This window comes from Arthrobacter sp. Y3221159 (assembly GCF_059089885.1).
In genome coordinates this window covers 308,352-333,936 of record NZ_JBNHFC010000002.1, presented here as the reverse complement: position 1 = coordinate 333,936, position 25,585 = coordinate 308,352, and the positions used below count along the sequence as shown (strand labels likewise).

General features: G+C 67.2%; 22 protein-coding genes. 13 read left to right on the top strand and 9 right to left on the bottom strand.

Translation table 11 applies throughout. The features are described from left to right. Positions 1-9 precede the first annotated feature (9 nt). On the top strand, positions 10-393 hold the full coding sequence (locus AC5RT3_RS03935) for a VOC family protein (protein WP_494123544.1): 384 nt from the start codon (positions 10-12) through the stop codon (positions 391-393). 12 nt (positions 394-405) lie between these two features. Here AC5RT3_RS03935 and AC5RT3_RS03930 read toward each other — a convergent pair whose 3' ends face one another. Next, positions 406-1,074, bottom strand: coding sequence for a GntR family transcriptional regulator (locus AC5RT3_RS03930; protein WP_494009753.1), 669 nt, complete (start codon positions 1,072-1,074; stop codon positions 406-408). Between the two features lie 125 nt (positions 1,075-1,199). On the opposite strand from AC5RT3_RS03930, the gene glyA reads away from it, so the two are divergent. The 8 genes from glyA (at position 1,200) to AC5RT3_RS03890 (ending at position 11,779) form a co-directional block, all read left to right on the top strand. After that, positions 1,200-2,540 (top strand): serine hydroxymethyltransferase, encoded by a 1,341-nt coding sequence (gene glyA / locus AC5RT3_RS03925; protein WP_494053442.1) that lies wholly within the window; start codon positions 1,200-1,202, stop codon positions 2,538-2,540. After that, positions 2,537-3,757 (top strand): sarcosine oxidase subunit beta family protein, encoded by a 1,221-nt coding sequence (locus AC5RT3_RS03920; RefSeq protein WP_494053443.1) that lies wholly within the window; start codon positions 2,537-2,539, stop codon positions 3,755-3,757. The genes glyA and AC5RT3_RS03920 overlap by 4 nt, the downstream gene beginning before the upstream one ends. A 28-nt stretch (positions 3,758-3,785) precedes the next feature. Next, on the top strand, positions 3,786-4,196 hold the full coding sequence (locus AC5RT3_RS03915; protein ID WP_494053444.1) for a sarcosine oxidase subunit delta: 411 nt from the start codon (positions 3,786-3,788) through the stop codon (positions 4,194-4,196). Next, entirely contained in the window at positions 4,193-7,135 is a 2,943-nt protein-coding gene (locus AC5RT3_RS03910) for a sarcosine oxidase subunit alpha family protein (protein WP_494053445.1), read from the top strand. The genes AC5RT3_RS03915 and AC5RT3_RS03910 overlap by 4 nt, the downstream gene beginning before the upstream one ends. Next, positions 7,128-7,772, top strand: coding sequence for a sarcosine oxidase subunit gamma (locus AC5RT3_RS03905; protein WP_494053446.1), 645 nt, complete (start codon positions 7,128-7,130; stop codon positions 7,770-7,772). The genes AC5RT3_RS03910 and AC5RT3_RS03905 overlap by 8 nt, the downstream gene beginning before the upstream one ends. Next, positions 7,772-9,187 (top strand): L-serine ammonia-lyase, encoded by a 1,416-nt coding sequence (locus AC5RT3_RS03900; protein ID WP_494053447.1) that lies wholly within the window; start codon positions 7,772-7,774, stop codon positions 9,185-9,187. Before AC5RT3_RS03905 ends, AC5RT3_RS03900 begins: the two co-directional genes overlap by 1 nt. Before the next feature lie 3 nt (positions 9,188-9,190). Next, positions 9,191-10,087, top strand: a complete 897-nt coding sequence (gene purU, locus AC5RT3_RS03895) for a formyltetrahydrofolate deformylase (RefSeq protein ID WP_494053448.1) — start codon at positions 9,191-9,193, stop codon at positions 10,085-10,087. Between the two features lie 216 nt (positions 10,088-10,303). Beyond that, positions 10,304-11,779 carry an APC family permease gene (locus AC5RT3_RS03890; protein WP_494123543.1) on the top strand — a complete coding sequence of 492 codons (1,476 nt, stop codon included), beginning with the start codon at positions 10,304-10,306 and terminating at the stop codon, positions 11,777-11,779. Here AC5RT3_RS03890 and AC5RT3_RS03885 read toward each other — a convergent pair. Further along, complete coding sequence (locus AC5RT3_RS03885; RefSeq protein ID WP_494123542.1) at positions 11,776-12,408, bottom strand: AmiS/UreI family transporter; 633 nt, start codon at positions 12,406-12,408, stop codon at positions 11,776-11,778. The two genes, AC5RT3_RS03890 and AC5RT3_RS03885, sit on opposite strands and share 4 nt — an antisense overlap. A gap of 195 nt (positions 12,409-12,603) precedes the next feature. Between AC5RT3_RS03885 and gdhA the strand changes: the two genes are divergently transcribed. Continuing rightward, positions 12,604-13,941 carry an NADP-specific glutamate dehydrogenase gene (gene gdhA / locus AC5RT3_RS03880; RefSeq protein ID WP_494053451.1) on the top strand — a complete coding sequence of 446 codons (1,338 nt, stop codon included), beginning with the start codon at positions 12,604-12,606 and terminating at the stop codon, positions 13,939-13,941. Between the two features lie 15 nt (positions 13,942-13,956). Here gdhA and AC5RT3_RS03875 read toward each other — a convergent pair whose 3' ends face one another. From AC5RT3_RS03875 to AC5RT3_RS03865, 3 genes are all read right to left on the bottom strand, one after another. Then, the gene (locus tag AC5RT3_RS03875; protein WP_494123541.1) at positions 13,957-14,916 is read right to left on the bottom strand and encodes an AraC-like ligand-binding domain-containing protein; all 960 of its coding nucleotides are present in this window, start codon (positions 14,914-14,916) and stop codon (positions 13,957-13,959) included. Positions 14,917-15,051: 135 nt separating this feature from the next. Next, positions 15,052-16,158: an alanine racemase gene (locus AC5RT3_RS03870; protein ID WP_494053453.1), complete on the bottom strand. Its 1,107-nt coding sequence runs from the start codon at positions 16,156-16,158 to the stop codon at positions 15,052-15,054. Beyond that, on the bottom strand, positions 16,155-16,745 hold the full coding sequence (locus tag AC5RT3_RS03865) for a TetR/AcrR family transcriptional regulator (RefSeq protein ID WP_494053454.1): 591 nt from the start codon (positions 16,743-16,745) through the stop codon (positions 16,155-16,157). Before AC5RT3_RS03865 ends, AC5RT3_RS03870 begins: the two co-directional genes overlap by 4 nt. Before the next feature lie 122 nt (positions 16,746-16,867). Here AC5RT3_RS03865 and AC5RT3_RS03860 point away from each other — a divergent pair, with 122 nt between their 5' ends. Beyond that, positions 16,868-18,808, top strand: coding sequence for a primary-amine oxidase (locus AC5RT3_RS03860; RefSeq protein WP_494123540.1), 1,941 nt, complete (start codon positions 16,868-16,870; stop codon positions 18,806-18,808). After that, entirely contained in the window at positions 18,792-19,250 is a 459-nt protein-coding gene (locus AC5RT3_RS03855) for a hypothetical protein (protein ID WP_494053456.1), read from the top strand. Before AC5RT3_RS03860 ends, AC5RT3_RS03855 begins: the two co-directional genes overlap by 17 nt. On the opposite strand, the gene AC5RT3_RS03850 is transcribed toward AC5RT3_RS03855, so the two are convergent. The 4 genes from AC5RT3_RS03850 to AC5RT3_RS03835 all read right to left on the bottom strand — a co-directional run bounded on the left by AC5RT3_RS03850 (position 19,201) and on the right by AC5RT3_RS03835 (position 23,964). Beyond that, positions 19,201-20,886, bottom strand: a complete 1,686-nt coding sequence (locus AC5RT3_RS03850) for an alkaline phosphatase D family protein (RefSeq protein WP_494053457.1) — start codon at positions 20,884-20,886, stop codon at positions 19,201-19,203. The two genes, AC5RT3_RS03855 and AC5RT3_RS03850, sit on opposite strands and share 50 nt — an antisense overlap. A gap of 59 nt (positions 20,887-20,945) precedes the next feature. Beyond that, positions 20,946-21,695, bottom strand: a complete 750-nt coding sequence (locus tag AC5RT3_RS03845) for a ThuA domain-containing protein (RefSeq protein ID WP_494053458.1) — start codon at positions 21,693-21,695, stop codon at positions 20,946-20,948. After that, complete coding sequence (locus tag AC5RT3_RS03840; RefSeq protein WP_494053459.1) at positions 21,695-22,828, bottom strand: Gfo/Idh/MocA family protein; 1,134 nt, start codon at positions 22,826-22,828, stop codon at positions 21,695-21,697. Before AC5RT3_RS03840 ends, AC5RT3_RS03845 begins: the two co-directional genes overlap by 1 nt. A gap of 137 nt (positions 22,829-22,965) precedes the next feature. Next, positions 22,966-23,964: a LacI family DNA-binding transcriptional regulator gene (locus AC5RT3_RS03835; RefSeq protein WP_494053464.1), complete on the bottom strand. Its 999-nt coding sequence runs from the start codon at positions 23,962-23,964 to the stop codon at positions 22,966-22,968. Between the two features lie 288 nt (positions 23,965-24,252). Here AC5RT3_RS03835 and AC5RT3_RS03830 point away from each other — a divergent pair, with 288 nt between their 5' ends. Continuing rightward, positions 24,253-25,542, top strand: a complete 1,290-nt coding sequence (locus tag AC5RT3_RS03830) for an ammonium transporter (RefSeq protein ID WP_494123539.1) — start codon at positions 24,253-24,255, stop codon at positions 25,540-25,542. Positions 25,543-25,585 lie beyond the last annotated feature (43 nt).

Sequence of the window (25,585 nt, the reverse complement as noted above, 5' to 3'; positions counted from 1 at the left end):
CTGGGCACCATGTCATGCCGCATCAGCGAACTGGTCCTCAACTGCGACGACCCAGAGAGGCTCGCCCGGTTCTGGTGCGGCGTCCTGGGCTACGTGGAGCTCGACCGTGAGGACGGGGCAATCGAAATCGGTCCCGCCACCGGGTTCGGGGGGCTGCAGCCCACCATCATCCTGAGCCCCAGCAGCAATCCGCGGACCGGAAGGCTGCCGCTGCACATCGATGTCAATCCTGTGGACCGGGACCAGGCCGCCGAACTGGAGCGGCTGCTCGCCCTTGGCGCCCGGCAGGCCGACGTGGGGCAGGCCGGCGACGAGCCGTGGCATGTCCTGCAGGATCCGGAGGGCAACGAATTCTGCCTCCTGCGGAAGCGGCTCGAGCCCCTGGGCTCGTAAGCCCGGCCGCGCCTAGAGCACGCTGCGGATTGCCTGCTCGAAGCTGGTGACGTGCTCCAGGGCGAGCTTGCCCGCCCGCTCCGCATCGCCGTCGGCAATTACCTCCAGTAGTTCCACGTGCTCGGAGACGTGCTCGGCCACGGACGGCACCTTGTCCAGAACCATGCACCAGATCCGGGTGGCGAGATTGTCGTAGCGGATCAGGACGTCTTCAAGATGGGCGTTTCCGGCCGCGCGGTAGATCAGCCGGTGCACCGTGATGTCGTACCGCATGAGGTCGTACGGATCCTCCGCGGTGGCCATTTTCGCAATCGACGCCGCGGTATCGCGCAGTTCCGCACGAAGGGCAGGCGTGGCCAGCTTGGCGGCGCGCCGCGCGGCCAGGGGCTCCAGCGATTCCCGGAGTTCCGAGACATCGGCGAGTTCGGTGATATCGACGATGGTGGCGAAGGTTCCGCGCCGCGGATAGGAGATCACCAGGTGGTCGCTTTCCAGCCGCTTGAGGGCTTCCCGGACGGGAGTCCGTCCGATTCCCATCTCGGCGGCCAGCTTGCCGTCATTGATGGCGTCCCCCGGCCGGATGTCCAGCATGATCAGCCGGTCCCGGAGATGCCGGTAGGCGCGCTCGGCCAGCGAGAGATCCCCTTCGATCTCCAGGTGGTTCTCCAGCATCAGGCTCATCAGGCGCTCTCCAAAAAGTTGCTGTTGACTGCTTAGTGACCTGCAACATACTATTGCGTTAGTTCTAATATATCAGTTACAGATCAGTTGTGGATCAGTAACCCAAGGGCTTTTCAAGGAGAACCATGCAGAACGTACTGAACGCCTCACTGGCCCAGGTCGACGCCGATGTAGCTGCCGCCGTAGCAAAGGAGCTGGAGCGGCAGCAGTCCACCCTCGAGATGATCGCATCGGAGAACTTCGCTCCGTCCGCCGTCATGGAGGCCCAGGGGTCTGTCCTGACCAACAAGTACGCCGAGGGCTACCCCGGGAAGCGCTACTACGGTGGCTGCGAGCACGTGGACGTCATCGAGCAGCTCGCCATCGACCGCGTCAAGGCCCTGTTCGGTGCGGAATTCGCCAACGTGCAGCCCCACTCCGGCGCGCAGGCCAACGCCGCCGCCATGTTCGCCCTGCTGAACCCGGGCGACACCATCCTGGGACTCTCCCTGGCCCACGGCGGCCACCTGACCCACGGCATGAAGATCAACTTCTCCGGCAAGCTCTACAACGTGGTCCCGTACCACGTCCGCGAATCCGACCTCCGTGTGGACATGGCCGAAGTGGAGCGCCTGGCCCTGGAACACAAGCCCAAGCTGATCGTGGCCGGCTGGTCCGCCTACTCCCGCCAGCTGGACTTCGCCGAGTTCCGCCGCATCGCCGACCTTGTGGGTGCCTACCTGATGGTGGACATGGCCCACTTCGCCGGCCTGGTGGCTGCAGGACTGCACCCCAACCCCGTCCCCTACGCGGACGTCGTCACCACCACCACCCACAAGACGCTCGGCGGCCCGCGCGGCGGCGTCATCCTCGCCAAGGAGGAATACGCCAAGAAGATCAACAGCGCGGTCTTCCCCGGCCAGCAGGGCGGCCCGCTGGAGCACGTTGTCGCAGCCAAGGCAGTAGCTTTCAAGCTTGCAGCCGCTCCCGAGTTCAAGGAACGCCAGGAACGCGTCCTGCAGGGCGCCCAGCTGGTGGCCGAACGGCTCCTGCAGCCGGACGTCGAGGCTGCCGGTATCTCCGTGGTCAACGGCGGCACCGACGTCCACCTGGTCCTGGTTGACCTGCGCAACTCCGAACTCGACGGCCAGCAGGGCGAGGACGCCCTCCACCAGATCGGCATCACGGTCAACCGCAACGCCGTTCCGTTCGACCCCCGCCCGCCGATGGTTTCCTCCGGCCTGCGCATCGGCACGCCGGCCCTGGCAGCCCGCGGCTTCGGCGCCGCAGAGTTCACCGAGGTCGCGGACATCATCGCGACGGCGCTGATTGCCGCAGCCGGCACGGGCACCCTCGCCGAGGACATCGCCGCCGAACTCCGCGGCCGGGTCACGGCACTGGCCGAAAAGTTCCCCCTTTACCCGCACCTCAACGATGACGCCGCCCTGGCCGCAGCAGAGGCTGACCTGATTGGAGCCGCCCAGTGAGCACCCACCAGCTTCCGGAGCACCCGGACTTCCTCTGGCGGAACCCGGAACCCAAGTCCTCCTATGATGCAGTGATCGTGGGCGGCGGCGGGCACGGCCTGGCCACCGCATACTTCCTGGCCAAGAACCACGGCATGACCAACATTGCCGTCCTGGAAAAGGGCTGGCTGGCCGGCGGCAACATGGCCCGGAACACCACCATCATCCGTTCCAACTACCTCTGGGACGAGAGCGCCGGCATGTACGAGCAGGCGCTCAAGCTGTGGGAAATCCTGCCGGAGGAGCTCGAGTACGACTTCCTCTTCAGCCAGCGCGGCGTGATGAACCTGGCCCACACCCTTGGTGACGTTCGCGAGAGCATGCGACGGGTAGGCGCCAACAAGCTCAACGGCGTAGACGCTGAGTGGCTGGACCCGCAGCAGGTCAAGGAACTCTGCCCCATCCTGAACGTCAGCGACAACATCCGCTACCCGGTCATGGGCGCTACCTACCAGCCGCGCGCCGGCATCGCCAAGCACGACCACGTTGCCTGGGCCTTCGCCCGCAAGTGTGACGAGATGGGCGTGGACATCATCCAGAACTGCGAAGTCACCGGCTTCCTGAAGGATGGCGACCGCGTGGTGGGCGTCAAGACCAACCGCGGCACCATCAACACCGAAAAGGTGGGCCTCTGTGCCGCGGGCCACAGCTCCGTCCTGGCCGAGATGGCCGGCTTCGAGCTGCCCATCCAGTCGCACCCGCTGCAGGCCCTGGTCTCCGAGCTGCACGAGCCGGTCCACCCCACGGTGGTCATGTCCAACCACGTGCACGTCTACGTCTCCCAGGCGCACAAGGGCGAACTCGTGATGGGTGCCGGCATCGACTCCTACAACGGCTACGGCCAGCGCGGCTCCTTCCACGTGATCGAGGAGCAGATGGCCGCCGCCGTCGAGCTCTTCCCCATCTTCGCCCGGGCCCACGTACTCCGGACCTGGGGCGGCATCGTGGACACCACCCTGGACGCGTCGCCGATCGTGGGCACCACCCCGGTGGAAAACATGTTCGTGAACTGCGGCTGGGGTACCGGCGGGTTCAAGGGAACTCCGGCCGCCGGAATGACCTTCGCCCACACCATCGCCACCGGCGCCCCGCACAAGCTGAACGCACCGTTCTCCCTGGAGCGCTTCGAAACGGGCGCCCTCATCGACGAACACGGCGCCGCCGCCGTAGCCCACTAGCCGCCGCCACCACAGAAAGACAACGCACATGCTGCTGATCTCATGCCCCAACTGCGGCCCCCGGGATGAAACCGAATTCCACTACGGCGGCCAGGCCCACGTGGCGTACCCCGAAAACCCGAACGAACTGAACGACGTGGAGTGGTCCCGGTACCTCTTCTACCGCGCGAACACCAAAGGCACGTTCGCCGAGCGCTGGGTCCACAGCACCGGCTGCCGCCAATGGTTCAACATGCTCCGCGACACCGTGAGCTATGACATCAAGGCCGTCTACCCTATGGGCGCGCCCCGCCCCGACCTGGCCGGACGGCAGACCGCGGAATCCGGCACTGCCAGCACCGCCGCCGACAGCACCACCACCGGGACCGCCGCACCCGACACCTCCGGCACAAGCATTTCCCCCGCCACCCCTGCAGCCCCGGAAGGAGCAGCCCAGTGACTTCCCAGAACACCCGCCTCGCAACCGGCGGCCGCATCGACCGCACCATCTCCTGGCGTTTCACCGTCGACGGTGAGGAATACACCGGCCACCCCGGGGACACGCTCGCCTCCGCACTGCTCGCCAACGGCCGCGTCGCCGTCGGCAGCTCCCTCTACGAGGACCGCCCCCGCGGCATCCTGGCTGCCGGCGTGGAGGAACCCAACGCCCTGGTCAAGATCGCTCCCCGCTTCCCGGGCCACGTGGCCGAGTCCATGCTGCCCGCCACCACGGTGTCCCTGGTGGACGGCCTGAAGGCCGAACTGCTCAACGGACTGGGCCGGCTGGATCCGGACGAGGACCGCGCCGAGTACGACAAGAAGTACGTCCACACCGACGTCCTGGTTATCGGCGGCGGCCCCGCCGGCTTGGCTGCCGCCCGCGAAGCCGTCCGCACCGGCGCCCGCGTCATGCTGCTGGACGACCAGCCCGAGCTGGGCGGGTCGCTGCTCTCCGGCTCCACTTCGCCGGAGCTTGCCGAGACCATCGAGGGCAAGCCGGCACTGGAATGGGTTGCCGATGTGGAGGCCGAACTGGTCTCCGGCGCCGAATCCACCGTCCTGAACCGCACCACCGCGTTCGGCGCCTACGACGCCAACTACGTCATTGCCGTGCAGAACCGCACCGACCATCTCTCCAGCCCCGCCGCTCCCGGCGTGTCCCGCCAGCGGATTTGGCACATCCGTGCCCAGCAGGTTGTGCTGGCCCCCGGCGCCCACGAGCGTCCGCTGGTGTTCGAGAACAACGACCGCCCGGGCATCATGCTCGCCTCGGCGGTCCGTAGCTACCTGAACCGCTTCGCGGTGGCCGCCGGCCAGCGCGTGGTCATCAGCACCACCAATGACAGCGCCTACGCCCTGGCCGCCGACCTCCAGGCTGCCGGCGTCAAGGTTGCCGCCGTCGTGGACGCCCGGGCGCAGATTTCGCCGGTGGCAGCCGCTGCCGTCGAGGCAGGCACCCGGGTGCTGATCGGCAGCGCCGTTGCCAACACCTCGGCAGACGCGGACGGCCGCCTGAACGGCGTCACCATCCGCAGCCTCAACGACGACGGCGAACTCACCTCGGGCGTCGAGCAGATGGCCTGCGACCTGCTGGCCGTGTCCGGCGGCTGGAGCCCGCTGGTGCACCTGCACTCCCAGCGCCAGGGCAAGCTGCGCTGGGACGAGGACCTCGCCGCGTTCGTGCCCAGCACCGTGGTCCCCAACCAGCAGACCATCGGCTCCGGCCGCGGCTCCTTCGCCACCCAGGACTGCCTCGCCGAAGGCATTTCCGCCGGTGCCTCCGCAGCCATCGCCGCCGGCTTCAGCTCCGCCGTCGAGCCGTCCCCGCTGGGTGAGCCGAAGGCCGTCGCCCCCACCCGCCAGCTGTGGCTGGTGCCGGGGGAGAACGGTACCCCGGACGACTGGCACCACCACTTCGTGGACTTCCAGCGCGACCAGTCCGTGGCCGACGTCCTGCGGTCCACCGGAGCCGGCATGCGCTCCGTTGAACACGTGAAGCGCTACACCTCGATCAGCACCGCCAACGACCAGGGCAAGACCTCCGGCGTCAACGCCATTGGCGTCATCGCCGCGGCACTCCGCACGGCCGGCGAAGCATCCCGCGGCATCGGCGACATCGGCACCACCACGTACCGCGCACCGTTCACCCCGGTGGCCTTCGCGGCACTGGCCGGCCGCCAGCGCGGCGAACTCTTCGACCCCGCCCGCATTACGTCCATCCACCCGTGGCACGTGGCCAAGGGCGCCCTGTTCGAGGACGTGGGACAGTGGAAGCGGCCCTGGTACTACCCGCAGGCCGGCGAGGACATGGACTCAGCCGTGCTGCGCGAATGCGCCGCAGTCCGCGAGTCCGTGGGCTTCATGGACGCCACCACCCTGGGCAAGATCGAGATCCGCGGCAAGGACGCGGGCGAGTTCCTGAACCGTGTCTACACCAACGCGTTCAAGAAGCTGGCCCCGGGTTCGGCACGGTACGGAGTCATGTGCACGCCGGACGGCATGATTTTCGACGACGGCGTCACGCTCCGCCTCGACGAGGACCGCTACTTCATGACCACCACCACCGGCGGTGCCGCCAAGGTGCTGGACTGGCTGGAGGAGTGGCTGCAGACCGAATGGCCGGAACTGGACGTGCACTGCACCTCGGTGACCGAACAGTGGAGCACCATCGCCGTCGTCGGGCCGAAGTCCCGCGCCGTGATCGCGAAGCTGGCACCGGAACTCGCTGCCAACGGCGGCCTGGAAACCGAGGCTTTCCCGTTCATGACGTTCCGGGAAACCACGCTCGCTTCCGGCGTCCGTGCCCGGGTCTGCCGGATCTCCTTCTCCGGTGAACTGGCCTACGAAATCAACGTTCCCACCTGGTACGGGCTCAACACCTGGGAAGCGGTGGCCGCTGCGGGTGCCGAGTTCAACATCACCCCGTACGGCACCGAGACCATGCACGTGCTGCGCGCCGAAAAGGGCTACCCCATCGTGGGGCAGGACACCGACGGCACCGTCACCCCGCAGGACGCGGGCATGGAATGGATCGTCTCCAAGGCCAAGGACTTCATCGGCAAGCGCTCCTACTCCCGGGTGGACCAGCAGCGCGAAGACCGCAAGCACCTGGTCAGCGTCCTGCCGGTGGACGGCACGCTGCGGCTGCCCGAAGGCACCCAGCTGGTGGAAAAGGGCCGCTCCACCAACCCGGCCTACGGGCCCGTGCCGATGGAGGGCTTCGTCACCTCCAGCTACCACAGCGCAGCACTGGGCCGGTCGTTCGGCCTGGCCCTGATCAAGAACGGCCGCAACCGCATCGGCGAAACCCTGGTGGCCGCCGCCGGCGACCAGCTGGTGGACGTGGTTGTGGCAGAAACAGTGCTTTTTGACTCCGAAGGGACCCGTAAAGATGGCTGAAACAGCAGCATCCCCCGCCCAGAGCTCCGCGGAAAAGAACCTCTCCGTCCGCATCAGCCCGGCAGCACAGCTGCGGGAGGCCTTCACGGCCGGCTCGCTGGCGGGCACGGTGGAACTGTCCGAGCGGCCCTTCCTCACCTTGGTGGGACTCCGGGCTTACGCCGGCTCCGAAGCCGGGCAGCGGCTCGCTTCGGTCACCGGCGGCCTGCCCGCTCAGTGCGGCGGCGTCGTGGCCAACGGTGATATCTCGGTCCTCTGGCTGGGACCGGGCGAGTTCCTGGTGGTTGCCCCCACAGAGGCGCACGAGTCCCTGGGCGGCGACCTGATCCAGGCCCTGCAGGACGCCCTGGCCGACGGCCAGGGCCAGGTGGTGGACCTCTCCGCCAACCGGACCACTTTCGAGTTGAGCGGCCCCCGGGCACGGGCCGTCCTCGAGAAGGGCTGCCCGCTGGACCTGCACCCCCGGGAGTTCAAGGCCGGGACCGCCTACTCCACCGAGATCGCGAACATCCCCACGATCCTGTGGAAGACGGGTGAGGACTCCTTCCGGATCTTCCCCCGGGCGTCCTTCGCCGAATTCGTGGGCCGGTGGCTCCTGGACGCCATGCGGGAGTATGCGTCACCCGAGGTCCCCTAATGGCGCTCAGCGTCCTTGACCTGTTTTCCGTTGGCATCGGGCCCTCGTCGTCACACACGGTGGGCCCGATGCGGGCGGCCAAGCAGTTCGCCGACGGATTGAAAGCTGACGGGCAGCTCAGCTCCACCGTCCGCGTCCAGTCGGAACTGTTCGGTTCGCTCGGTGCCACCGGGCGGGGGCACGGCTCCGACAAGGCCGTTGTCCTGGGGCTGCAGGGCCTGGAACCGGAAACCGTGAACACCTTCACGGCCGATGACCAGGTGGCGGCGGCCGCCCTGGACGCTGAACTCCACGTTGCCGGCACTCACCGGGTGGACTTCAACTGGGACGAGGACGTTGTGCTGCACCGGCGCAAGTCCCTTCCGGCGCACCCCAACGGCATGACATTCCGGGCCCTTGACCACAACGGGTCCGTGCTGAGCGAGCGGAGCTTCTATTCAATTGGGGGCGGCTTCGTAGTCGACGGCGACGCCGAGGGCGCGGACAAGGTGGTGGCGGATGACACCGTCCTGCCCTACCAGTTCAGCACCGCGGACCAGTTGCTGGAGATCTGCAGCCGCGAAAACATGTCCATCTCCGACGTCATGCTCGCGAATGAGCTGACCTGGCGGACCGAGGCCGAGCTCCGGGAAAAGCTCCTGGGGCTGTGGGCCGTCATGCGCGAATGTGTGCAGAACGGCTGCAACGCCGAGGGCATCCTGCCCGGCGGGCTGAAAGTGCCCCGCCGCGCGCCGGCCCTGTTCCGCACCCTGACGGCCTCCGCGGCCAGCGCGGAAGCCGCGGCAGCAACGCCGTCGCCCGTCCAGGCCCCGGCGGACCCGCTGCTCGCCATGGAGTGGGTGAACCTGTTCGCCCTCGCCGTGAACGAGGAGAACGCCGCCGGCGGGCGGATCGTTACGGCCCCCACCAACGGTGCCGCCGGGATCGTGCCGGCCGTGCTGCACTACTACGTGAAGTTTGTTCCGGGAGCCGACGACGACGGCGTGGTCCGCTTCCTGCTGGCGGCGGCCGCCGTCGGAATCCTCTTCAAGACGAACGCCTCTATTTCGGGCGCCGAGGTCGGCTGCCAGGGCGAGGTGGGTTCGGCCTGCTCCATGGCCGCCGCCGGCCTTTGCGAGGTGCTGGGCGGAACGCCCGCCCAGGTGGAAAACGCCGCCGAGGTGGGGATTGAGCACAACCTGGGCCTGACCTGCGATCCAGTGGGAGGCCTGGTGCAGATCCCGTGCATCGAGCGGAACGCCATCGCCAGCGTCAAGGCCATCAACGCGGCCCGGCTGGCCCTGCACGGGGACGGCAGCCACAAGGTCTCGCTGGACAAGGCCATCAAGACAATGCGTGACACAGGAGCTGACATGAAAACCAAGTACAAGGAGACCTCCCGCGGAGGCCTTGCCGTGAATGTGATCGAGTGCTGAGCCATGACTGCTACTGAAACCTCCGTCCCCGCCCCGAAGACGCCCACCAGCGTGGAGCATGTCCTCACCCTGGACTGCCCCGAAGGGCCGGGCATCGTCCACGCCGTCTCCGGCTTCCTGCTGGAACACGGCTGCGACATCATCGACAACAACCAGTTCGGGGAGCGGTCCGAGGGCCACTTCTTCATGCGCGTGCATTTCGTCTCAGAGGGGGACGACTCCACGCTGCAGGTCCTGCGGGACTCGTTTGCCCCCGTGGCCGAAAAGTTTGGCATGCGGTGGCAGTTGGAACGCCAAGGCTCCAAGCGCAGGGTGCTGATCATGGTGTCCAAGTTCGGCCACTGCCTGAACGACCTGCTGTTCCGGGCACGGATCGGCGAGCTGCCGGTGGATGTGGTGGCCGTGGTGTCCAACCACCGGGACCACCAGGCACTGGTGGAGTGGCATGGCATCCCGTTCCACCACATCCCGGTCACGGCTGACACCAAGCCCGAGGCCGAAGCCCGGCTGATGGAGCTGGTGGACGGACTGGACGTCGAGCTGGTGGTGCTGGCCCGCTACATGCAGGTCCTCAGCGACGACCTGACCCGCAAGCTGGACGGCAGGGCCATCAACATCCACCACTCGTTCCTGCCCAGCTTCAAGGGCGCCAAGCCGTACCACCAGGCCTACGCGCGCGGGGTCAAGACCGTGGGCGCCACCGCACACTACGTGAACGCCGAGCTGGACGAGGGACCCATCATCTCCCAGCAGGTGGTGGACGTGGACCACACCTACGGTCCGGAGGAACTGGTGGCCGCAGGCCGCGACACCGAATGCAAGGCCCTGTCCAACGCTGTCCGCTGGCACTGCGAAGGACGGGTCATCCTGCGGGGCAACCGGACCGTGGTGCTCCGCTAGCCGGACCGTCCCGGCCGCAACAACTGTTCATGCCCCTGTCGGGCGCCAACTGGCACCCGGCAGGGGCATTTTGCATTTAAGGCCTTGTTGCCGGCCCGCGCGGCGTTGCGCTGACCGACAACAACTGATCACTGCACGACAAAGCGCTGCACAAGTCCTTTGCCAAGCTGAGTCCCACAGACATTTCCCCCACTCATGACCGCTAAGAAGGATCCAATGAGTATTTCCAATTCCGAGTCCCGGACCACTGACGCTCCGGCCAAGGAGCATTCCACTGCCCTCCGCGCCGGCAGCATCGGCGTGCTGGGCATCCTTTTCTTCGTCCTCTCGGCGCAGGCGCCCCTGACGGGCATCGTGGGCGCCTCGCCGCTCGCCGCAGCGCTCGGCAACGGTGCCGGCGCCCCCGGCGCCTACCTCATCGTGGGCATCGTGATCGTCATCTTCGCGGTGGGCTTCGTGGCCATGAGTCGCAGGATCCAGGCCAACGGCGCCTTCTATGCCTACATCACAGCCGCGTTCGGCAGGAGGACCGGTGCCGGCGCAGCCTGGCTCGCATTGCTGGCCTACAACACGGTCCAGGCCGCAATGTACGGGCTCTACGGGGCCGTGTTCTCCGGGCTGCTGGCCTCCATGGGACTCGAGGTGCCGTGGTGGCTGCTGGCCCTGGCCACCATGGCGGGCGTCCAGGTCCTCGGGTCGCTGAACATCGAACTCGGTGCCCGGCTCCTGGCCCTGCTGGTGGGCCTGGAGGTCGCGGTGCTGCTGCTGTTCGGCTTCACCGTGCTGTTCCGCGGCGGGGGACCGGAGGGCCTTGAGCTTGCGGCGTCCTTCTCGCCGGCGGCAATCGGCGCCGGAGCTCCCGGCGTGGCCATCATGTTTGCCGTGGCGTCCATGTTCGGTTTCGAATCCACGGCGATCTATTCGGCGGAAGCCAAGGATCCGCACCGCACCGTTGCCCGTGCCACCTATCTTTCCGTGGGCGTCATCGCCGTCTTCTTTTCCTTCATCTCCTGGATGCTGGTCAGCTACTACGGCCCCTCCCAGGTGATGGATGCTGCCGGGGCGGCGCTGGAAACAGGGGACGCCACCGTCTTCGTCCTGGGGCCCATGGTGGAACTCTTCGGCCCGTGGGCCGGGGTGGTGACCGGCGTCCTGCTGGTCACGTCGCTGCTGGCCGGCATCATCGCCTTCCACAACGGCATCAACCGGTACCTCCACTCCCTGGCCCTGAACGGCTCCATGCCTGCAGCCGTGGCCAGGACCAACCGGCACCGCGCCCCGGCCGTGGCAGCGTGGATCCAGACCGGCGCCGCCGTCGTGCTCGTTGCCCCCTTCGCCCTGCTGGGCCTCGACCCCGTGCTGAGCCTCTTCTCCTGGTTCAGCGGGCTGGCAGTTGCGGCACTGCTGGTGCTGTACATCCTCTGCTCGGTGGCCGTCGTCGGGTTCTTCCGCCGGGAGCGCATCACAGGCCAGCCGTGGCAGACCCTGGTGGCTCCGGCGCTCGCCGCCCTCCTGCTGGCGTGGATCCTGTTCCTGGTGGTCAGCAACTTCACCGCGCTGATCGGCGGCAGCACCGAAACCGCGGTGGCCCTGCTGGTGGCCGTCCCCGCCGTTTACGTGGCAGGCGTGCTGGTGGAGGGGCAGGTGCAGCGCCGGCAGGCAGCCGCGAACCTGGGAAGCAGCCGCCTCTAGGACGCTTGCCCGGCAGGGCCGGGAGGCAGCTTTTCACTGGCCCGCGGGGGAGCAGCAGCTCCCCGGCGGGCCAGCCTGTGTGCCAGCACGAAGACCCCCGCGAGCAGCACCGCCGCAGCGCCCGCCACGCCGCCCCCGGCAGGCCACAGCCCGGCCAGGCCCAGGAGGGCCGGAGCAGTTGCCGTGACCTGGCTGGACAGCACCAGGCTCCAGCCGGCCAGCGGATCCAGGCGCGTGACGCCCAGTGCCGCGGAGGCAAAAAGCATGCCCCACAGTATGGACCAGCACAACCACAGGACGGCCAGCAGCGGGTCGGTGCCCAGCCAGGCTGCGGCGAGGACCAGTCCGACGGCGGCCACCATGCCGCAGAACCAGCCGACGCCCTTGGATCCAAGGCCGAGCAGGACATCCAGGCCCACGTAGGCGTAGGTGGTGCCGAACAGGAACATCCCCGCGACGGTCAGCGGCGCAGTGCCGCCTACGGCCAGGCAGGCGATGCCGAGCGCCAACTGGGTGCAGCCCACCAGGAGGCTGAAGGCCCCGGCGTCCCGGCGGGGAAGGAACCCCAACGTTCCCAGGCCGTTGATCAGGAGTGCTGCCCCGGAGAGAAGCAGGCAGATGTCGGCCATCAGAAGGCCGCCGGGCGGTTCGCATAAGTCGGGCGTCTTTTCACAAGACGGAATTGGAATGTCACATTCCGAATATTAGGGTGGAATTCGCGCCGCTGGCTACAGGCCGCCGGTCATAATCGTATAAGTTGAAGTATCAACTTTTGTACGCGCCGGAGCCGCCGGTGCGCCGGGGAACAGGCAGGGAAGCAGTTCATGGATGCACGGCTGGAGGCTATTCGGGACACCGTCCTGGCGCGGAATCCCGGCGAGGCGGAATTCCACCAAGCGGTGGTGGAGGTCTTTGAAAGCCTCGGCCCGGTCCATGACCGGCACCCTGAATTCCTCGACGCCGCCATCCTGGAGCGCCTCTGCGAACCCGAGCGCCAGATCATCTTCCGCGTGCCGTGGACCGATGACGCGGGGCGGGTGCAAATCAACCGGGGCTTCCGGGTGGAGTTCAACTCGGCGCTGGGTCCCTACAAGGGCGGGCTGCGGTTCCATCCGTCCGTCTACCTGGGCATCGTAAAGTTCCTGGGTTTCGAGCAGATCTTCAAGAACGCCCTCACCGGGATGCCGATCGGCGGAGGCAAGGGCGGGTCCGACTTTGACCCGCGCGGCCGCAGTGACGCCGAGGTGATGCGGTTCTGCCAGTCCTTCATGACCGAGCTGTACCGGCACATTGGCGAGTACACGGACGTCCCGGCAGGCGACATCGGAGTGGGCGGGCGCGAAATCGGCTACCTCTTTGGCCAGTACAAGCGCATTACCAACCGGTATGAATCCGGCGTGCTGACCGGCAAGGGGATCTCCTGGGGCGGCTCGCTGGTCCGCCCGGAGGCCACGGGCTTCGGCACCGTGATCTTCACGCAGGAAATGCTGAAGACCCGCGGCACCTCGTTCGACGGCCAGCGCGTGGTGGTGTCCGGGTCGGGCAACGTGGCCATTAACGCCATCGCCAAGGCGCAGTCCCTGGGCGCCACTGTGGTGGCCTGCTCCGACTCCTCCGGCTACATCGTGGACGACGCGGGGATCGACGTCGGGCTCCTGCGCGAGGTCAAGGAAGTGGAACGCGGCCGGCTCAAGGACTACGCCGTCCGCCGTCCCGGCGTCTTCTATGTTGACGGCGGTTCAGTGTGGGACGTCGATGCCACCGTGGCGCTGCCCTGTGCCACGCAAAACGAGCTCGACGGCGGTGCTGCCGCGAGGCTGGTGCGGGGCGGCCTCCTCGCGGTGGGTGAAGGGGCCAACATGCCGTCCACCCGGGACGCCGTGGCAGTCTTCCAGGAGGCAGGGGTGCTCTTTGGCCCCGGCAAGGCCGCCAACGCCGGCGGTGTGGCCACCTCGGCGCTGGAGATGCAGCAGAACGCCAGCCGGGACTCATGGTCCTTTGAGCACACGGAGGAGCGGCTGACGGACATCATGGTGGGCATCCACCACCGGTGCGCTGCCACCGCCGACGAGTACGGCGAGCCGGGAAACTATGTCCTGGGCGCCAACATTGGCGGGTTCGTCAAAGTGGCCGAGGCCATGCTGGCGCAGGGCCTGATCTAGCGGACGCGGTGTAGCCTAGCCGCCGCGCCGCCAGTCGCTGGGGGAGACGCCGAACGCATCCCGGAAGGTCCGGCTGAAGTGCGCGGCATCAAGGATTCCCCACCGGGCGGCGATGGCGCCCACCGGCTGTCCCGCGTGCAGGGGGTCCCGCAGGTCACGGCGCGCGCCCTCCAGCCGCTGGCTTCGGATCCAGTTGGCCACCGTGGTGCCGGATTCGTGGAAGACGTTGTGCAGGTGCCGGGTGGAGATGAAGTGCGCCGCGGCAATGCTGGCGGGTGACAGCGTAGGATCCGATAAGTTGGCCTCGATGTATTCCCGGATGGATACAGCCAGGAGCGCTTGCGGTTTCATCCGGTCCGGGGTCATGTCCATCTCGGCGTGCAGCATGGTGGAGACCAGGTCCAGGGCGTTGGTTGCCAGGCGGGAGCCGCTGGGACCGTTCAGGACCTCCAGGTTGTCCGAGAGTTGGCGGATGAATTGCCCTACGATACCGCTGAGTCCGGTGGCGTCCATGCGGACGGCGGCGAGCTGCCCCACGTAGTCCGGCGGCAGGGACAGGGCGTCGCAGGGGAACATCACCACCATCATCCGCGCCTGCTCTTCAAAGGTGAGGGTGTAGGGGCGGTTGGTGGCATAGATGGCAAGGTCGCCCGGCTGGAGGACTGCCTCGCGGTTGTCCTGGATCAGCAGGCCGGTGCCCTCCAGCTGGAGGTTGAGCTTGAAGTAGCGCTCGCCGGCCCGGGCAATCAGCGCCGGCGTGCGGTGCACCTCGTGCGACGCGGCAGTGACTTCCACGATGGACATGCGGTCCAGCACGCGGGAGCGCATCTGTCCGCGGAAGCCGTCCACGTCCGCGGTGCTGGCGGCCAGGGGCACGAAGGACTCGGCCACCAGGTGCTTCCAGTGGTCGAAGGATGTGGCGGTGCGGGACGTGAGCTGCTGCCCGGCGGACCCGGACGGGCTATGTGCTGGCATGGATGATCCTGACGACGACGGACGGCCATCTGACTTTCCCCCGGACTGTGTCGTGGAACACAGTCCACTCAGGTTAATGCGGCACCAATCTTTTTTCAACAGTTGGCGAAAAAAAGACCTCCCCCGGCTGAGGGGTTAGGTGTTCCTGCCACGGGCGGCCACGCGCCAGCGCTCCACAAGGCTTCCGTTGCTGACGACTGCGACATCGTCCACCAGGTTCATGGCCAGGCACACGTGGTTGGGGATGACGCGCAGCCGTCCGCCCAGCGCCGGCGGTTCTTCCGGGCTGTGCCACTCCACGGTGGCGTGGTGCTCCGAAAGGGCCGTGATCCTCGCCTCCGGATGACCAAGCAGTCGCCCGTAACCGGTGGCCCAGGAGGGCTTGTCACTGCCGAGGATCTTGCTGCCGGCGTCGACGATAAAGCGGGGCGTCATGCCGGGTTCCACCGCATGATGGCTCACCACGGTGGCTGCCACCGTGAGCGCAATATCCTCCGGGGCGCAGCGGCCCAGCTCAAGCTGCTGGGCGTCGCCGAAAACGTAGACGCCCGGACGGACCTCCGTGGCGCCGGAATTTCCAGTGAGCAGCGCAGTGGGTGTGGATCCTCCGCTTCGCACCCTTGCCGTGAACCCGCTTGCCGCCAGGGCTTCCGCCGCAAGCTGTAGTGCCTCCTGCTCCTGCGCCGCCGCCTCGGCGGGCATGCCTGGAGCGTAGCTGTGGCCGGGAAAAGTGAACACGCCCGCAACGTCCAGCCCGGCGTCGGATGCTGCCCGGGCAACCTCCGTTGCAGACTGCGGGCGTACCCCGCTGCGGTGATGGCCGCTGTCCACCTCCACCAGCACCCTGACGTTTCCCGCCGCCGGCCCCAGTCCCTGGCCAAGCCGGGCGGCACCTTCCGCGGAGTCCACACCCACGGTGAGTTCCGCCCTTCCGGCGAGGCGCCTGAGCCGTCCGGCCTTCCGGTCGGACAGCCACAAAGGGTAGGCGATGAAAAGGTCGTCCACGCCGGCATCGGCGAAGACTTCCGCCTCGCCAATGGTGGCGACCGTCAGCCCCGTGGCGCCCGCGGCAAGCTGGCGGGCGGCAATCTCCGGGATCTTGTGCGTCTTGGCATGGGGCCGAAGGATGAGTCCCTTGGCCCGGACGGTATCCGCCATGCGGGCAATGTTCCGGTCAAGGATGTCCAGGTCGACCAGGATGCCCGGCGTCTCGATGTCCGCGGGGATCATTTGCGCCGTCATGCGGCTAGCAGGGTGAGGTAGCCGTCAAGCTGGGCGGCGTGGCCAAAGTCGGCCCCGCCTTCCGGGGCAAGCGCCGCCTCGATCTGGGCGCCGAGCAGCATGTTGAGGAGCTGGCCGGCCAGGATGGAATCGTCGACGGCGGCACGGACGTCGCCGGCTTCGCGCGCCTCTGACAGGAATCGCTGGATGGTGTCCAGCCACGCGGCCATGGACTGCTGGTGGATCTGCGCTTTCTGGGCGTCATTGACGGCCTTCTGCCAGAACGGGATCACGATCCGCGCTTCGTTGACGCGCTCCTCGTCCAGGGGCAGTACCTCCAGGCAGAAGGCCCGCAGCGCTGCAATGCCGTTCTTGCCCGCAGTCACTTGTGCAATCCGCTGGTTGGTCCGGTTGAAGACGTGGCCGAAGGCAAATTCGAGGAGGGTGTCCTTGGTGGGGAAGTAGGGCTTCAGGGCGCCATTGGCAAACCCGGCCTCCATGGCGATCTCGCGCATGGTGGCCCCTTCGAGGCCCTGCCGGGCGATGATCCGCCACGTGGCGTCAACGAGCTCCAGCCGGCGCTCGTCATGGTCAACTATCTTCGGCACCGCTGGCACTCCCGGAAATATTTCGCTCAGACTCTTGTGAGCCATGTTACGGACGTTTATTCTCTACAACTATAGAAAATAAACCACCAGCGGCCGACTGCGGCCCGGACAAAGGTTTCACCATGACTCTTGCACCAACCCGCACTGCATCCCCCTTCAGCCTGGCAACGGCGCCGGAAATCCTTGAAGTACGTTCCATCCTGCAGGCGGCAGGCCAGTTGGAACCACAGCACCGGATTGCCTACCTGGGCCTCCTGGAGCCACCGCGTGGCGCGGCACCCAAGGAGGCGGACCGCCGCTTCCGGGTCTTTGTCCACGATGTCTCCGGCGCGGCGCCGCGCGACGTGATCGTCTCGGTCACGCAGCAAAAGGTGCTGTCCGCCGTCGAACTCGATACCGCGGCGACCGGCGAACTGCCGGTCCTTGAGGAGGAATTCGAGCTGGTGGAGGCCCTCCTTGCCACCGACACACGCTGGCTCAAGGCTTTGGAGGACCGGGGCCTGGATGTTGAAAAAGTGCGTGTGGCGCCGCTTTCGGCGGGCGTCTTTGAATATGCCGAGGAGAAGGGCCGACGGATCCTGCGGGGCCTGGCGTTCGTCCAGGACTTCCCCGAGGACAGCGCGTGGGCCCATCCCGTGGACGGCCTGGTGGCCTACGTGGACGTGGTGAACAAGGAGGTCACGCAGGTGATCGACCTGGGCGCCATGCCCATCCCCGCGGAGCACGGCAACTACACCGATCCGGAACTGACCGGCCCGCTCCGCACTACCCAGAAACCCATCAACATCACCCAGCCTGAAGGCCCCAGCTTTACCGTGACCGGCGGCAACCACGTGGAGTGGGAAAAGTGGAGCGTGGACGTGGGCTTCGATGTCCGCGAGGGCGTGGTCCTGCACAACCTGGCGTTCCGGGACGGTGACCGGCTGCGGCCGATCATCAACCGGGCCTCCATCGCCGAAATGGTGGTCCCGTACGGCGATCCGTCGCCCATCCGGTCCTGGCAGAACTACTTCGACACCGGCGAATACCTGGTGGGCCAGTACGCCAACTCCCTGGAGCTGGGCTGCGACTGCCTGGGCGACATCACCTACCTCAGCCCGGTCATCAGCGACGCCTTCGGCAACCCGCGCGAGATTTGGAACGGCATCTGCATGCACGAGGAGGACTGGGGCATCCTGTCCAAGCACAGTGACCTGTGGAGCGGCGTCAACTACACCCGGCGCAACCGCCGCCTGGTGATCTCCTTCTTCACCACCATTGGCAACTACGACTACGGCTTCTACTGGTACCTCTACCTGGACGGCACCATCGAGTTCGAGGCCAAGGCAACCGGCGTCGTCTTCACCTCCGCGTTTCCGGAGGGAGGCTCGGACAACATCTCCCAGCTGGCCCCCGGCCTGGGCGCCCCGTTCCACCAGCACCTGTTCAGCGCGCGGCTGGACATGGCAGTCGACGGGTTCACCAACCGGGTGGAGGAAGAAGACGTGGTCCGGCAGGCGATGGGCCCGGGCAACGAGCGGGGCAACGCCTTCTCCCGAAAGCGCACCGTCCTGGCCCGCGAGTCCGACGCGGTCCGGGAGGCCGACGCCCGCGCCGGCCGCACCTGGATCATCTCCAACCCGGAGTCCCGCAACCGCTTGGGCGAGCCGGTGGGCTACAAGCTCCACTCCCACAACCAGCCCACCCTGCTCGCTGACCCCGAATCCTCGATTGCCCGCCGCGCCGCATTCGCCACCCAGGACCTTTGGGTCACCCGCTACGCCGAGGAGGAGCGGTACCCCACGGGCGACTTCGTCAATCAGCACGCCGGCGGCGCCGGCTTGCCCGGGTACGCGGCCCAGGACCGGGATATCGACGGCCAGGACATCGTGGTCTGGCATACCTTCGGCCTGACTCACTTCCCGCGGGTGGAGGACTGGCCCATCATGCCCGTGGACACCGTGGGCTTCAAGCTCCGCCCCGAAGGTTTCTTCGACCGCAGCCCGGTCCTGGACGTGCCCGCCAACGTCAACGGAGCGTCGGCGTGCCACAGCGAAGGCACCAGCGTTGGCTCCTGCCACTAGCCGGGGACTTCATTCCCGGCTGTGCGCGCTGGTCACTGCGGCGTCCTGCCTGGTGCATGTGTGGGTGGCCGCTTCCGGCGGGCACGGCGTCTGGCTCGGACTCCTGATGGTGGCGCTCGCCGCCGTCTGCGTCCCCTGCACCGTCCACATCTGGCGCCACGGAAGAGTGGGGGCACTCCACCGGGTGACTGCCGCCGCCGTGGCGATGGCCGGCCTGCACGCGGTCCTGCTGCTGGGCGCGGGAGGTGCGGGGCACGCCCACGGCGGGGGAGCGCCGTCGTCCGCTTTCGAGGTGACCAACAGTAGCCGACTGCTGCTGGTTATCGGACTGGAACTAACGACGGCGATGCTCGCCGCCACGCTCGTGGCACGGCTGCGGCGGCAGGCGGGGCTTAACCCCGTTCCCTGGCAGGCTCCCCGGCGCGGCGGGAAGAGACGGTAATCTCCGCCACGCGTTCCAGCCGGGGGTGAAGGTTGTCCCCGCCGTCCACCACGCCTTTCTGCCACCATAGCTTCAGCCCCCCGGGCACCACCTCGAGGCTGGCCAGGTTGTTGTCGAACCACGGGCCCTTGATGCCGGACCACTGGAACGGCGGCGCTTGGACTTTAGCCGAGCGGGCAATGGCGGCGCCCACGGGGGCGGCCAGGCCGTAGGACATGACAGCGCCGAAGGACCGCAGCAGCCGGGGCAGCGGGTTGCGGATGGGGGAGCAGACCGCCTGGATGATCCTGCTGCCTTCGCTCCGCTCCACTTCAGAGACGTAGGAAAAGTGCACATCGCCGGAAAGGAAGGTCACCGTTTCCGGTGCCGGGCCGCGCCGGCCATCTGCCACCTCCATGGCCATCGCCGCCACTTGCCGGAAGCTCTTTTGGAAGGCTGCCCAATGCTCCAAGTCGAAGGCCTGGCGCAGCTTCTCGGCGGCGCGGGCAGCGCGTTTCCCCCACGCGCCCTCCGAAACGGCCTCGTCCCAGGATTCGAGGTGATGCAGGCCCATCGGCAGCAGGAACGGCAGGGACGTGGCCACCAGCAGGTGCCGGAAGCCGCCCTGCATCCGGTCGTCCAGCCAGGCGGTCTCTGCGTCATCCAGCAGGGCGCGGCGGTCCGGTGCCAGGTTCCGAGCGGCACGGGAATCAACCACGATCAGCCGGGTGTCACCGAAGTCGCGGCAAAAACTCCACCGGTAAGCCTCCGGGTTTTGGTCTGCCTGCGCCGCAAAGGCGTCCAGCTCGGCGCTGAGGTCCAATTCCCCGCTGCCGCTGTGAGCGGCAACTTTCTGCCAGAGGCGATCCGCAGCGCGCGCCTGCGGCGAAAGGTTCCCGAGGTGCTGGTAGACCCAGTAGGACGCCAGCCCGGCTACGATTCGCCCACGCCACCAGCTGGCGCTCTGCATTTCCTCCCGCCAGCTCCGCGACGCGTTCCAGTCGTCCCGGATGTCATGGTCGTCAAAGATCATGGCGCTGGGCAGGGTGGACAGCAGCCACCTGTTGGCCGGGTCGGACCAGGCCAGGTAGTAGAGGTGGGCGTACTCCTCGTAGTCCTTGAGCTCCTCGCCGGGAGGCTCCTTAATGTCCCTCCGCGTTTTGATGAACTCCTGCATCTGGTCGCTGGTGGAATCGGCGTAGACCTGGTCTCCGAGGAATGCCACCAGATCGGGCCAGGGTTCCTTTCCGTTCGAGCTCCTGTCCATGGCGTACGCGCGCAGGGCGTCCACGCCATGACTGCGGTTGCCGGAGGCATCATGGGGGACGCTGGTCCGGCAGGAACCGAACGCCAGCCGCAGCGGCTTGCCCGGCTTGAGCGTGGCGATCACCGGCGGCGGGAAACCCGGCTCCTGCTCCGGCCATACCTGGCGTCCGTTGATCTCCACCGTGTACGGCGTTACCGTTCCAGGCTCAAGTCCATCCACGTCAACCAGGGCGTAATGGTGCCCGTGCACGGCAAAGGTTGAAGCCGTCCATTCCCTGCCGCCGGCCTGCACGGATACCTGGGAAGAGTCGCGGGTTTCCACCCAGACGCTCGCCGTCGTCTCCTCCACGAACCGCATCATGGGACCTAGCACCAGCGCTGAGGAAGTCATCTTTCAGTTGTACCCGCTGGGGCGCGGGGCGGCTATGGGGAAACCCGCAACTTGTCTTCCTAGCGCTCCGCGAACCAGTCCCGCGCGGGATTGGTCACGGCGGGTGCCGAACGGTCCAGTCCGGGTTGGGCAGCCCATTGGACGCCGTTCGCCAGGACGCGCTGGATCTGCGGGTGGTGGTACACCGGGTATTCCTGGTCGCCAGGGCTGAAGTAGAAGATGCGTCCCTTGCCGCGGGTGAACGTGACGCCGGAACGGAACACCTCGCCGCCGGCGAACGAGCTGATGAAGATCAGGTCGTCGGGGTCGGGAATATCGAACAGCTCGCCGTACATCTCCTGTTCCGGGATCACGATGGGGCTGTCCACGCCCTCGGCGATGGGATGCGACGGCTTCACGGTCCACACAAGCTCGCGTTCGCCCTCGTTCCGCCACGCCAGCGAGCAGCTGGTGCCGAGCAGCCGGGTGAAGATCTTTGCGAAGTGCCCCGAATGGAGCACGATCAGTCCCATGCCGCCCAGAACGTGGCGCTGGATGCGCTCGACGACGGCGTCGCCCACCTGGTCATGGGCGATGTGGCCCCACCAGAGGAGGACGTCCGTTTCGGCAAGCACCTCCTCGCTGAGCCCGTGCTGGTCGTCGGTGGCGAGGACCGCCGTCGTAATCTCCGACTCCGGGTAAAAGGAGCGCAGGCCTGCTGCGATGGCGCCGTGGATGCCGTCCGGGTAGATCTCCCTGATATGGGCTGGCTCGTTGTTGGCCTCGTGGACACCTTCGTTCCAGACCAGGATCCTCAGTTTTTCACCCATTAGAGACGAACCTCCCTTTGCTCCCGCGCCGACTGGTAGCACGCGTCGATGATGTGTGCCCGGTAGAGGGCCAGCGATCCGTCATGCCCGCGCCAGGCCTCCGGGCCGCCGCGGACGGCTGTCACGAAGTCCTCCACCACGGCATCATGCGCCCGGCCCGGGAGGACCGGAGGCACATAATCCGCGGACTCCCCGTCCTTGTCGGTGAACACCCGGAGCTGGCCGACGGGCGGGAAGGGTGCGCCCTGCACCTTGAGCTCGGCGCCGCCGTCGGTTCCGTAGACGGTGAAGTCCAGCAGGTCGTCGGTTTCCCGGTACGTCGCCCAGCTGGCCTCGATGAGCAGCGTTCCGCCGCCCTCGAGCCGGAGGAAGGCGGACGCGAAGTCCTCCACCTCGAACGCGTGGCTTGAAGCCAGGGCTGAGTAGGCGCTGCCGCCGCCCCGCCCCTGCGGGCCCAGCTCGGAGTGGGTGGCGGCGGACACTGCCAATACTTTGGGTTCGCCCAGCAGGTGCAGGGCGTAGTCCAGGGCGTGGACACCGATATCGGCCAGGGGCCCGCCGCCGGCGAGTTCGGGGTTGGTGAACCAGCTGCCCAGCGTGGGGATGCCGGAACGGCGCAGCCACGATGCCTTCGCATAGTAGGGGCGCCCAAGGCCGCCGTCGTCGATGACCTGCTTGAGCGCCTGGATGTCGCCGCGGCGGCGGTGGTTGAAGGCGACGTCCAGGACCCGACCGGCTTTGCGGGCGGCATCCACCATGGCTTGGCCCTCGGCGGCGTTGCGCGCGATGGGCTTTTCGCTCAGGACGTGCAGGCCCCGCTCAAGCGCAGCAACGGCGATGGGTGCGTGCAGGAAGGTGGGCACTGCCACGCTGATGGCGTCCAGCCCGCCGTGGTCCAGCATCTCCTGCCAGTCCGCAAACCCGTGCGGAATGCCGTACTCGGCCTGGAGTGACTCGCGGAGGTCCTGTTCCATGCCGGCCAGCGACACAATGCGTACGCCTGGAAGCGCATCGTAGGCCTTCAGGTGCTGCTGCCCGGCCCAGCCGATGCCGACGACGCCGACCCTCAGTTCTGGAACAGGTGCTGCGGCCGGCGTGGCTGCCTGCTGGCCGACGGGCTGCTGGTTGTTCAAGGGTGTGCTTCCTTCGGATCGGGACTTTCACGGTTCATGGTGGAATCGATTCCACGAGGCCGCTACAAGCGCATTTGAATAACGTTGGAATCGATTCCAAAATTCTTCCAGTGCCTGCTCTCCACTGTCAACCCTTTTTATCGGGCCGTCGATTCCCGCACCACCAGCTCATGGGGAAGGAAGGTGCGCCCGCGGCGGGGTTCGCCCGGTCCGGTCATGCGGTCGAAAAGTGCCTCGAAGGCAAGCCGGCCCATGTCGTACGCCGGCTGCCTGATGGTGGTCAGCTCCGGAACGCACATCTCCGCCTGGATCGAATCGTCGAAACCCGCCACGGCAATATCGCCGGGCACGTTCAGGCCGGCATCAGTAATTTCCCGGACGCAGCCGGCGGCCACGGTGTCGCTGCCGCAAAAGACGGCGTCCGGCAGCGGGTCCAGGGTTAGCAGTTCCCTGGCGAGGCGGCGCCCGGCATGGAAGTCGAACCCGCCATCCGTGAAGAGCGTGTGAGCGGGCGGCAGGCCTGCTTCTGCTGCAGCACTGCGGAACCCTTCCTCGCGCAGCCTGCCTGAGCGGGCGGCCCGGTTGCCGATCATTGCAAGCCTCCGGTTGCCGGTTTCGATTAGATGCCGGGTGATGTCGAAGGCGGCTTGGCGGTCATCGATGGACACGCCGAATGCTGCCTCCGCGTCCCCCACTTCGCACAGCTGCACCACACTGAGCTGGGCGGCCAAAGCCTCCACGTCGTCGTCCGGCATGGTGGGTGAGAACAGCAGCAGCCCGTCAACGGAGCCGTTGCGGAGCATGTCCACGAGCTGCTGCTCCCGCTCCGGGTCGCCCGACGTCGGCGCGATGAGGCTGACATAACCCGACATTGCTGCTGCGTCACCCACTCCGCGGAAGGCCTCGCTGATGATGGGTGAGTCGAGGGTCTTGGCAAGCGCCAGGATGCGCATTGTCCGGTCGCGCCGCAGGTCGCGCGCGGAGGCGAGCGGCCGGTAGTTGAGCTGGCGGATGGCTCCTGCCACCTTTTCCCTGCTTGCTACGCTCACGGCAGGGCTGCCATTCAGGACCCGGGATACTGTCCCTACGGACACTCCCGCCGTCCGGGCGACGTCCTGCACTGTCGCTCTCGCCATGTCCGTCTCTGTCCTTCCGCCGGCAGGGTTTGCCAAGCTGCCCGGGTTTTTCCAGCTTAGCCGCGCCAGGGCCACTGCAGCTGTGGCGTAGCCCTGAACCCGGGTGAGGATGACTGAAACCATCATTTAACACACCCGAAACCCAGCTCAAAACCCCCGCCATACAGTTGGATCCAGACGGCAATAGCCGCCCTCCGCTGAACGTGGTACTGACTCCGCGTCCCTCCTCCGGAGTGGCTCTGACAGGCGATTTCCGTTCTCTCCTCGCATCACGAAAGGGGTTTCCCAATGGATTCGGGAAATGTCGCTTGGATTCTGGCCAGCGCGGCGCTGGTCTGCATGATGATCCCCGCCCTGGCCCTGTTCTACGGGGGCATGGTGGGTTCGCGCCGCATCCTCAACATGATGATGATGTGCTTCGGCGGCGCCAGCCTGGTCGCCGTCCTGTGGGCGCTGTTTGGGTACTCACTGGCCTTCGGGAACTCCGTGGGCGGCCTGGGGCTGATCGGGGACGTCACCGAGTTCCCGGGGATGGGGCAACTGCTGGCCGCGGACGAGGGGGCGTCCATCCCGGTCATCCTGTTCGCCGCGTTCCAGCTCTTCTTCGCCTGCGTCACAACGGCCCTGGTGGCCGGTGCGGCGGCAGGACGCATGAAGTTCGGCGCCTGGATGCTCTTCGCCGGCATCTGGGCCACTATCGTCTACTTCCCCATTGCGCACTGGGTCTTCGCCTTCTCCTCCGCGGACGGCAGCGTGACTGGCGGCTGGATTGCCAGCGGCATCAAGGCCATCGACTTCGCAGGCGGGACGGCCGTGCACATGAACGCCGGCGCCGCCGCCCTCGCCCTGGCACTGGTCCTGGGCAAGAGCTCGGGCTGGCCCAAGATGGAACACACCAAGCCGCACAGCCGGCCTCTGGTCCTGGTTGGCGCCGGCCTGCTGTGGGTGGGCTGGTTCGGCTTCAACGCCGGGTCGGCACTGTCTGCCGGCCAGTCGGCGTCGGTGGTTTTCCTGAACACCGCCGTGGCAGCGTCCGCCGGCCTCCTCGCCTGGGCCCTCGTTGAGCGGCTCCGCAACGGAACCGCCACCAGCATGGGCGCTGCATCCGGCCTGGTCTCGGCACTGGTCGCCATCACGTCCGCCTGCGGCTCGGTCAGCCCACTGGGTGCGATTGCCATCGGCCTGATCGCCGGCGCCGTCTGCTCGCTTGCGATCGAGCTGAAGTTCCGGCTCGGCTTCGACGACTCGCTCGACGTCGTTGGTGTCCACCTGGTGGGCGGCATCCTCGGCACCCTGCTGATCGGCCTCTTCGCCACCGACGCCGCCCCGAACGCCGTCAACGGGCTCTTCTACGGCGGTGGCCTGGACCTCCTGGGCGTGCAGTCGCTGGCAACGGTCACGGTCCTGGCGTACTCGTTCGGCATCACCTGGATCCTGGCAAAGATCCTGGACAAGACCGTGGGCCTGCGCATCAAGCCGGAGGACGAGATGCGCGGCATCGACCTCGCGGCCCACTCCGAACTGGCGTACCTGACGGACGAGGACCCGGTGGAGCTGGGCTCACCGCACCGCGGCTAGCTTCATCAGGGCCTTGGGCCCGCCCCCGAATCAGGCAGAGGGC

What these genes read in the sequence shown, in the direction of transcription:
- AC5RT3_RS03870 (WP_494053453.1), bottom strand. Translation starts at nt 16,158, where the DNA reads ATGACGGCGCAAATGATCCCCGCGGACATCGAGACGCCGGGCATCCTG.
- AC5RT3_RS03885 (WP_494123542.1), bottom strand. Translation starts at nt 12,408, where the DNA reads ATGGCCGACATCTGCCTGCTTCTCTCCGGGGCAGCACTCCTGATCAAC.
- AC5RT3_RS03830 (WP_494123539.1), top strand. Translation starts at nt 24,253, where the DNA reads ATGGATTCGGGAAATGTCGCTTGGATTCTGGCCAGCGCGGCGCTGGTC.
- AC5RT3_RS03930 (WP_494009753.1), bottom strand. Translation starts at nt 1,074, where the DNA reads ATGAGCCTGATGCTGGAGAACCACCTGGAGATCGAAGGGGATCTCTCG.
- purU (WP_494053448.1), top strand. Translation starts at nt 9,191, where the DNA reads ATGACTGCTACTGAAACCTCCGTCCCCGCCCCGAAGACGCCCACCAGC.
- AC5RT3_RS03935 (WP_494123544.1), top strand. Translation starts at nt 10, where the DNA reads ATGTCATGCCGCATCAGCGAACTGGTCCTCAACTGCGACGACCCAGAG.
- AC5RT3_RS03905 (WP_494053446.1), top strand. Translation starts at nt 7,128, where the DNA reads ATGGCTGAAACAGCAGCATCCCCCGCCCAGAGCTCCGCGGAAAAGAAC.
- AC5RT3_RS03845 (WP_494053458.1), bottom strand. Translation starts at nt 21,695, where the DNA reads ATGGGTGAAAAACTGAGGATCCTGGTCTGGAACGAAGGTGTCCACGAG.
- AC5RT3_RS03835 (WP_494053464.1), bottom strand. Translation starts at nt 23,964, where the DNA reads ATGGCGAGAGCGACAGTGCAGGACGTCGCCCGGACGGCGGGAGTGTCC.
- AC5RT3_RS03875 (WP_494123541.1), bottom strand. Translation starts at nt 14,916, where the DNA reads ATGCCAGCACATAGCCCGTCCGGGTCCGCCGGGCAGCAGCTCACGTCC.
- AC5RT3_RS03890 (WP_494123543.1), top strand. Translation starts at nt 10,304, where the DNA reads ATGAGTATTTCCAATTCCGAGTCCCGGACCACTGACGCTCCGGCCAAG.
- gdhA (WP_494053451.1), top strand. Translation starts at nt 12,604, where the DNA reads ATGGATGCACGGCTGGAGGCTATTCGGGACACCGTCCTGGCGCGGAAT.
- AC5RT3_RS03900 (WP_494053447.1), top strand. Translation starts at nt 7,772, where the DNA reads ATGGCGCTCAGCGTCCTTGACCTGTTTTCCGTTGGCATCGGGCCCTCG.
- AC5RT3_RS03915 (WP_494053444.1), top strand. Translation starts at nt 3,786, where the DNA reads ATGCTGCTGATCTCATGCCCCAACTGCGGCCCCCGGGATGAAACCGAA.
- glyA (WP_494053442.1), top strand. Translation starts at nt 1,200, where the DNA reads ATGCAGAACGTACTGAACGCCTCACTGGCCCAGGTCGACGCCGATGTA.
- AC5RT3_RS03860 (WP_494123540.1), top strand. Translation starts at nt 16,868, where the DNA reads ATGACTCTTGCACCAACCCGCACTGCATCCCCCTTCAGCCTGGCAACG.
- AC5RT3_RS03850 (WP_494053457.1), bottom strand. Translation starts at nt 20,886, where the DNA reads ATGACTTCCTCAGCGCTGGTGCTAGGTCCCATGATGCGGTTCGTGGAG.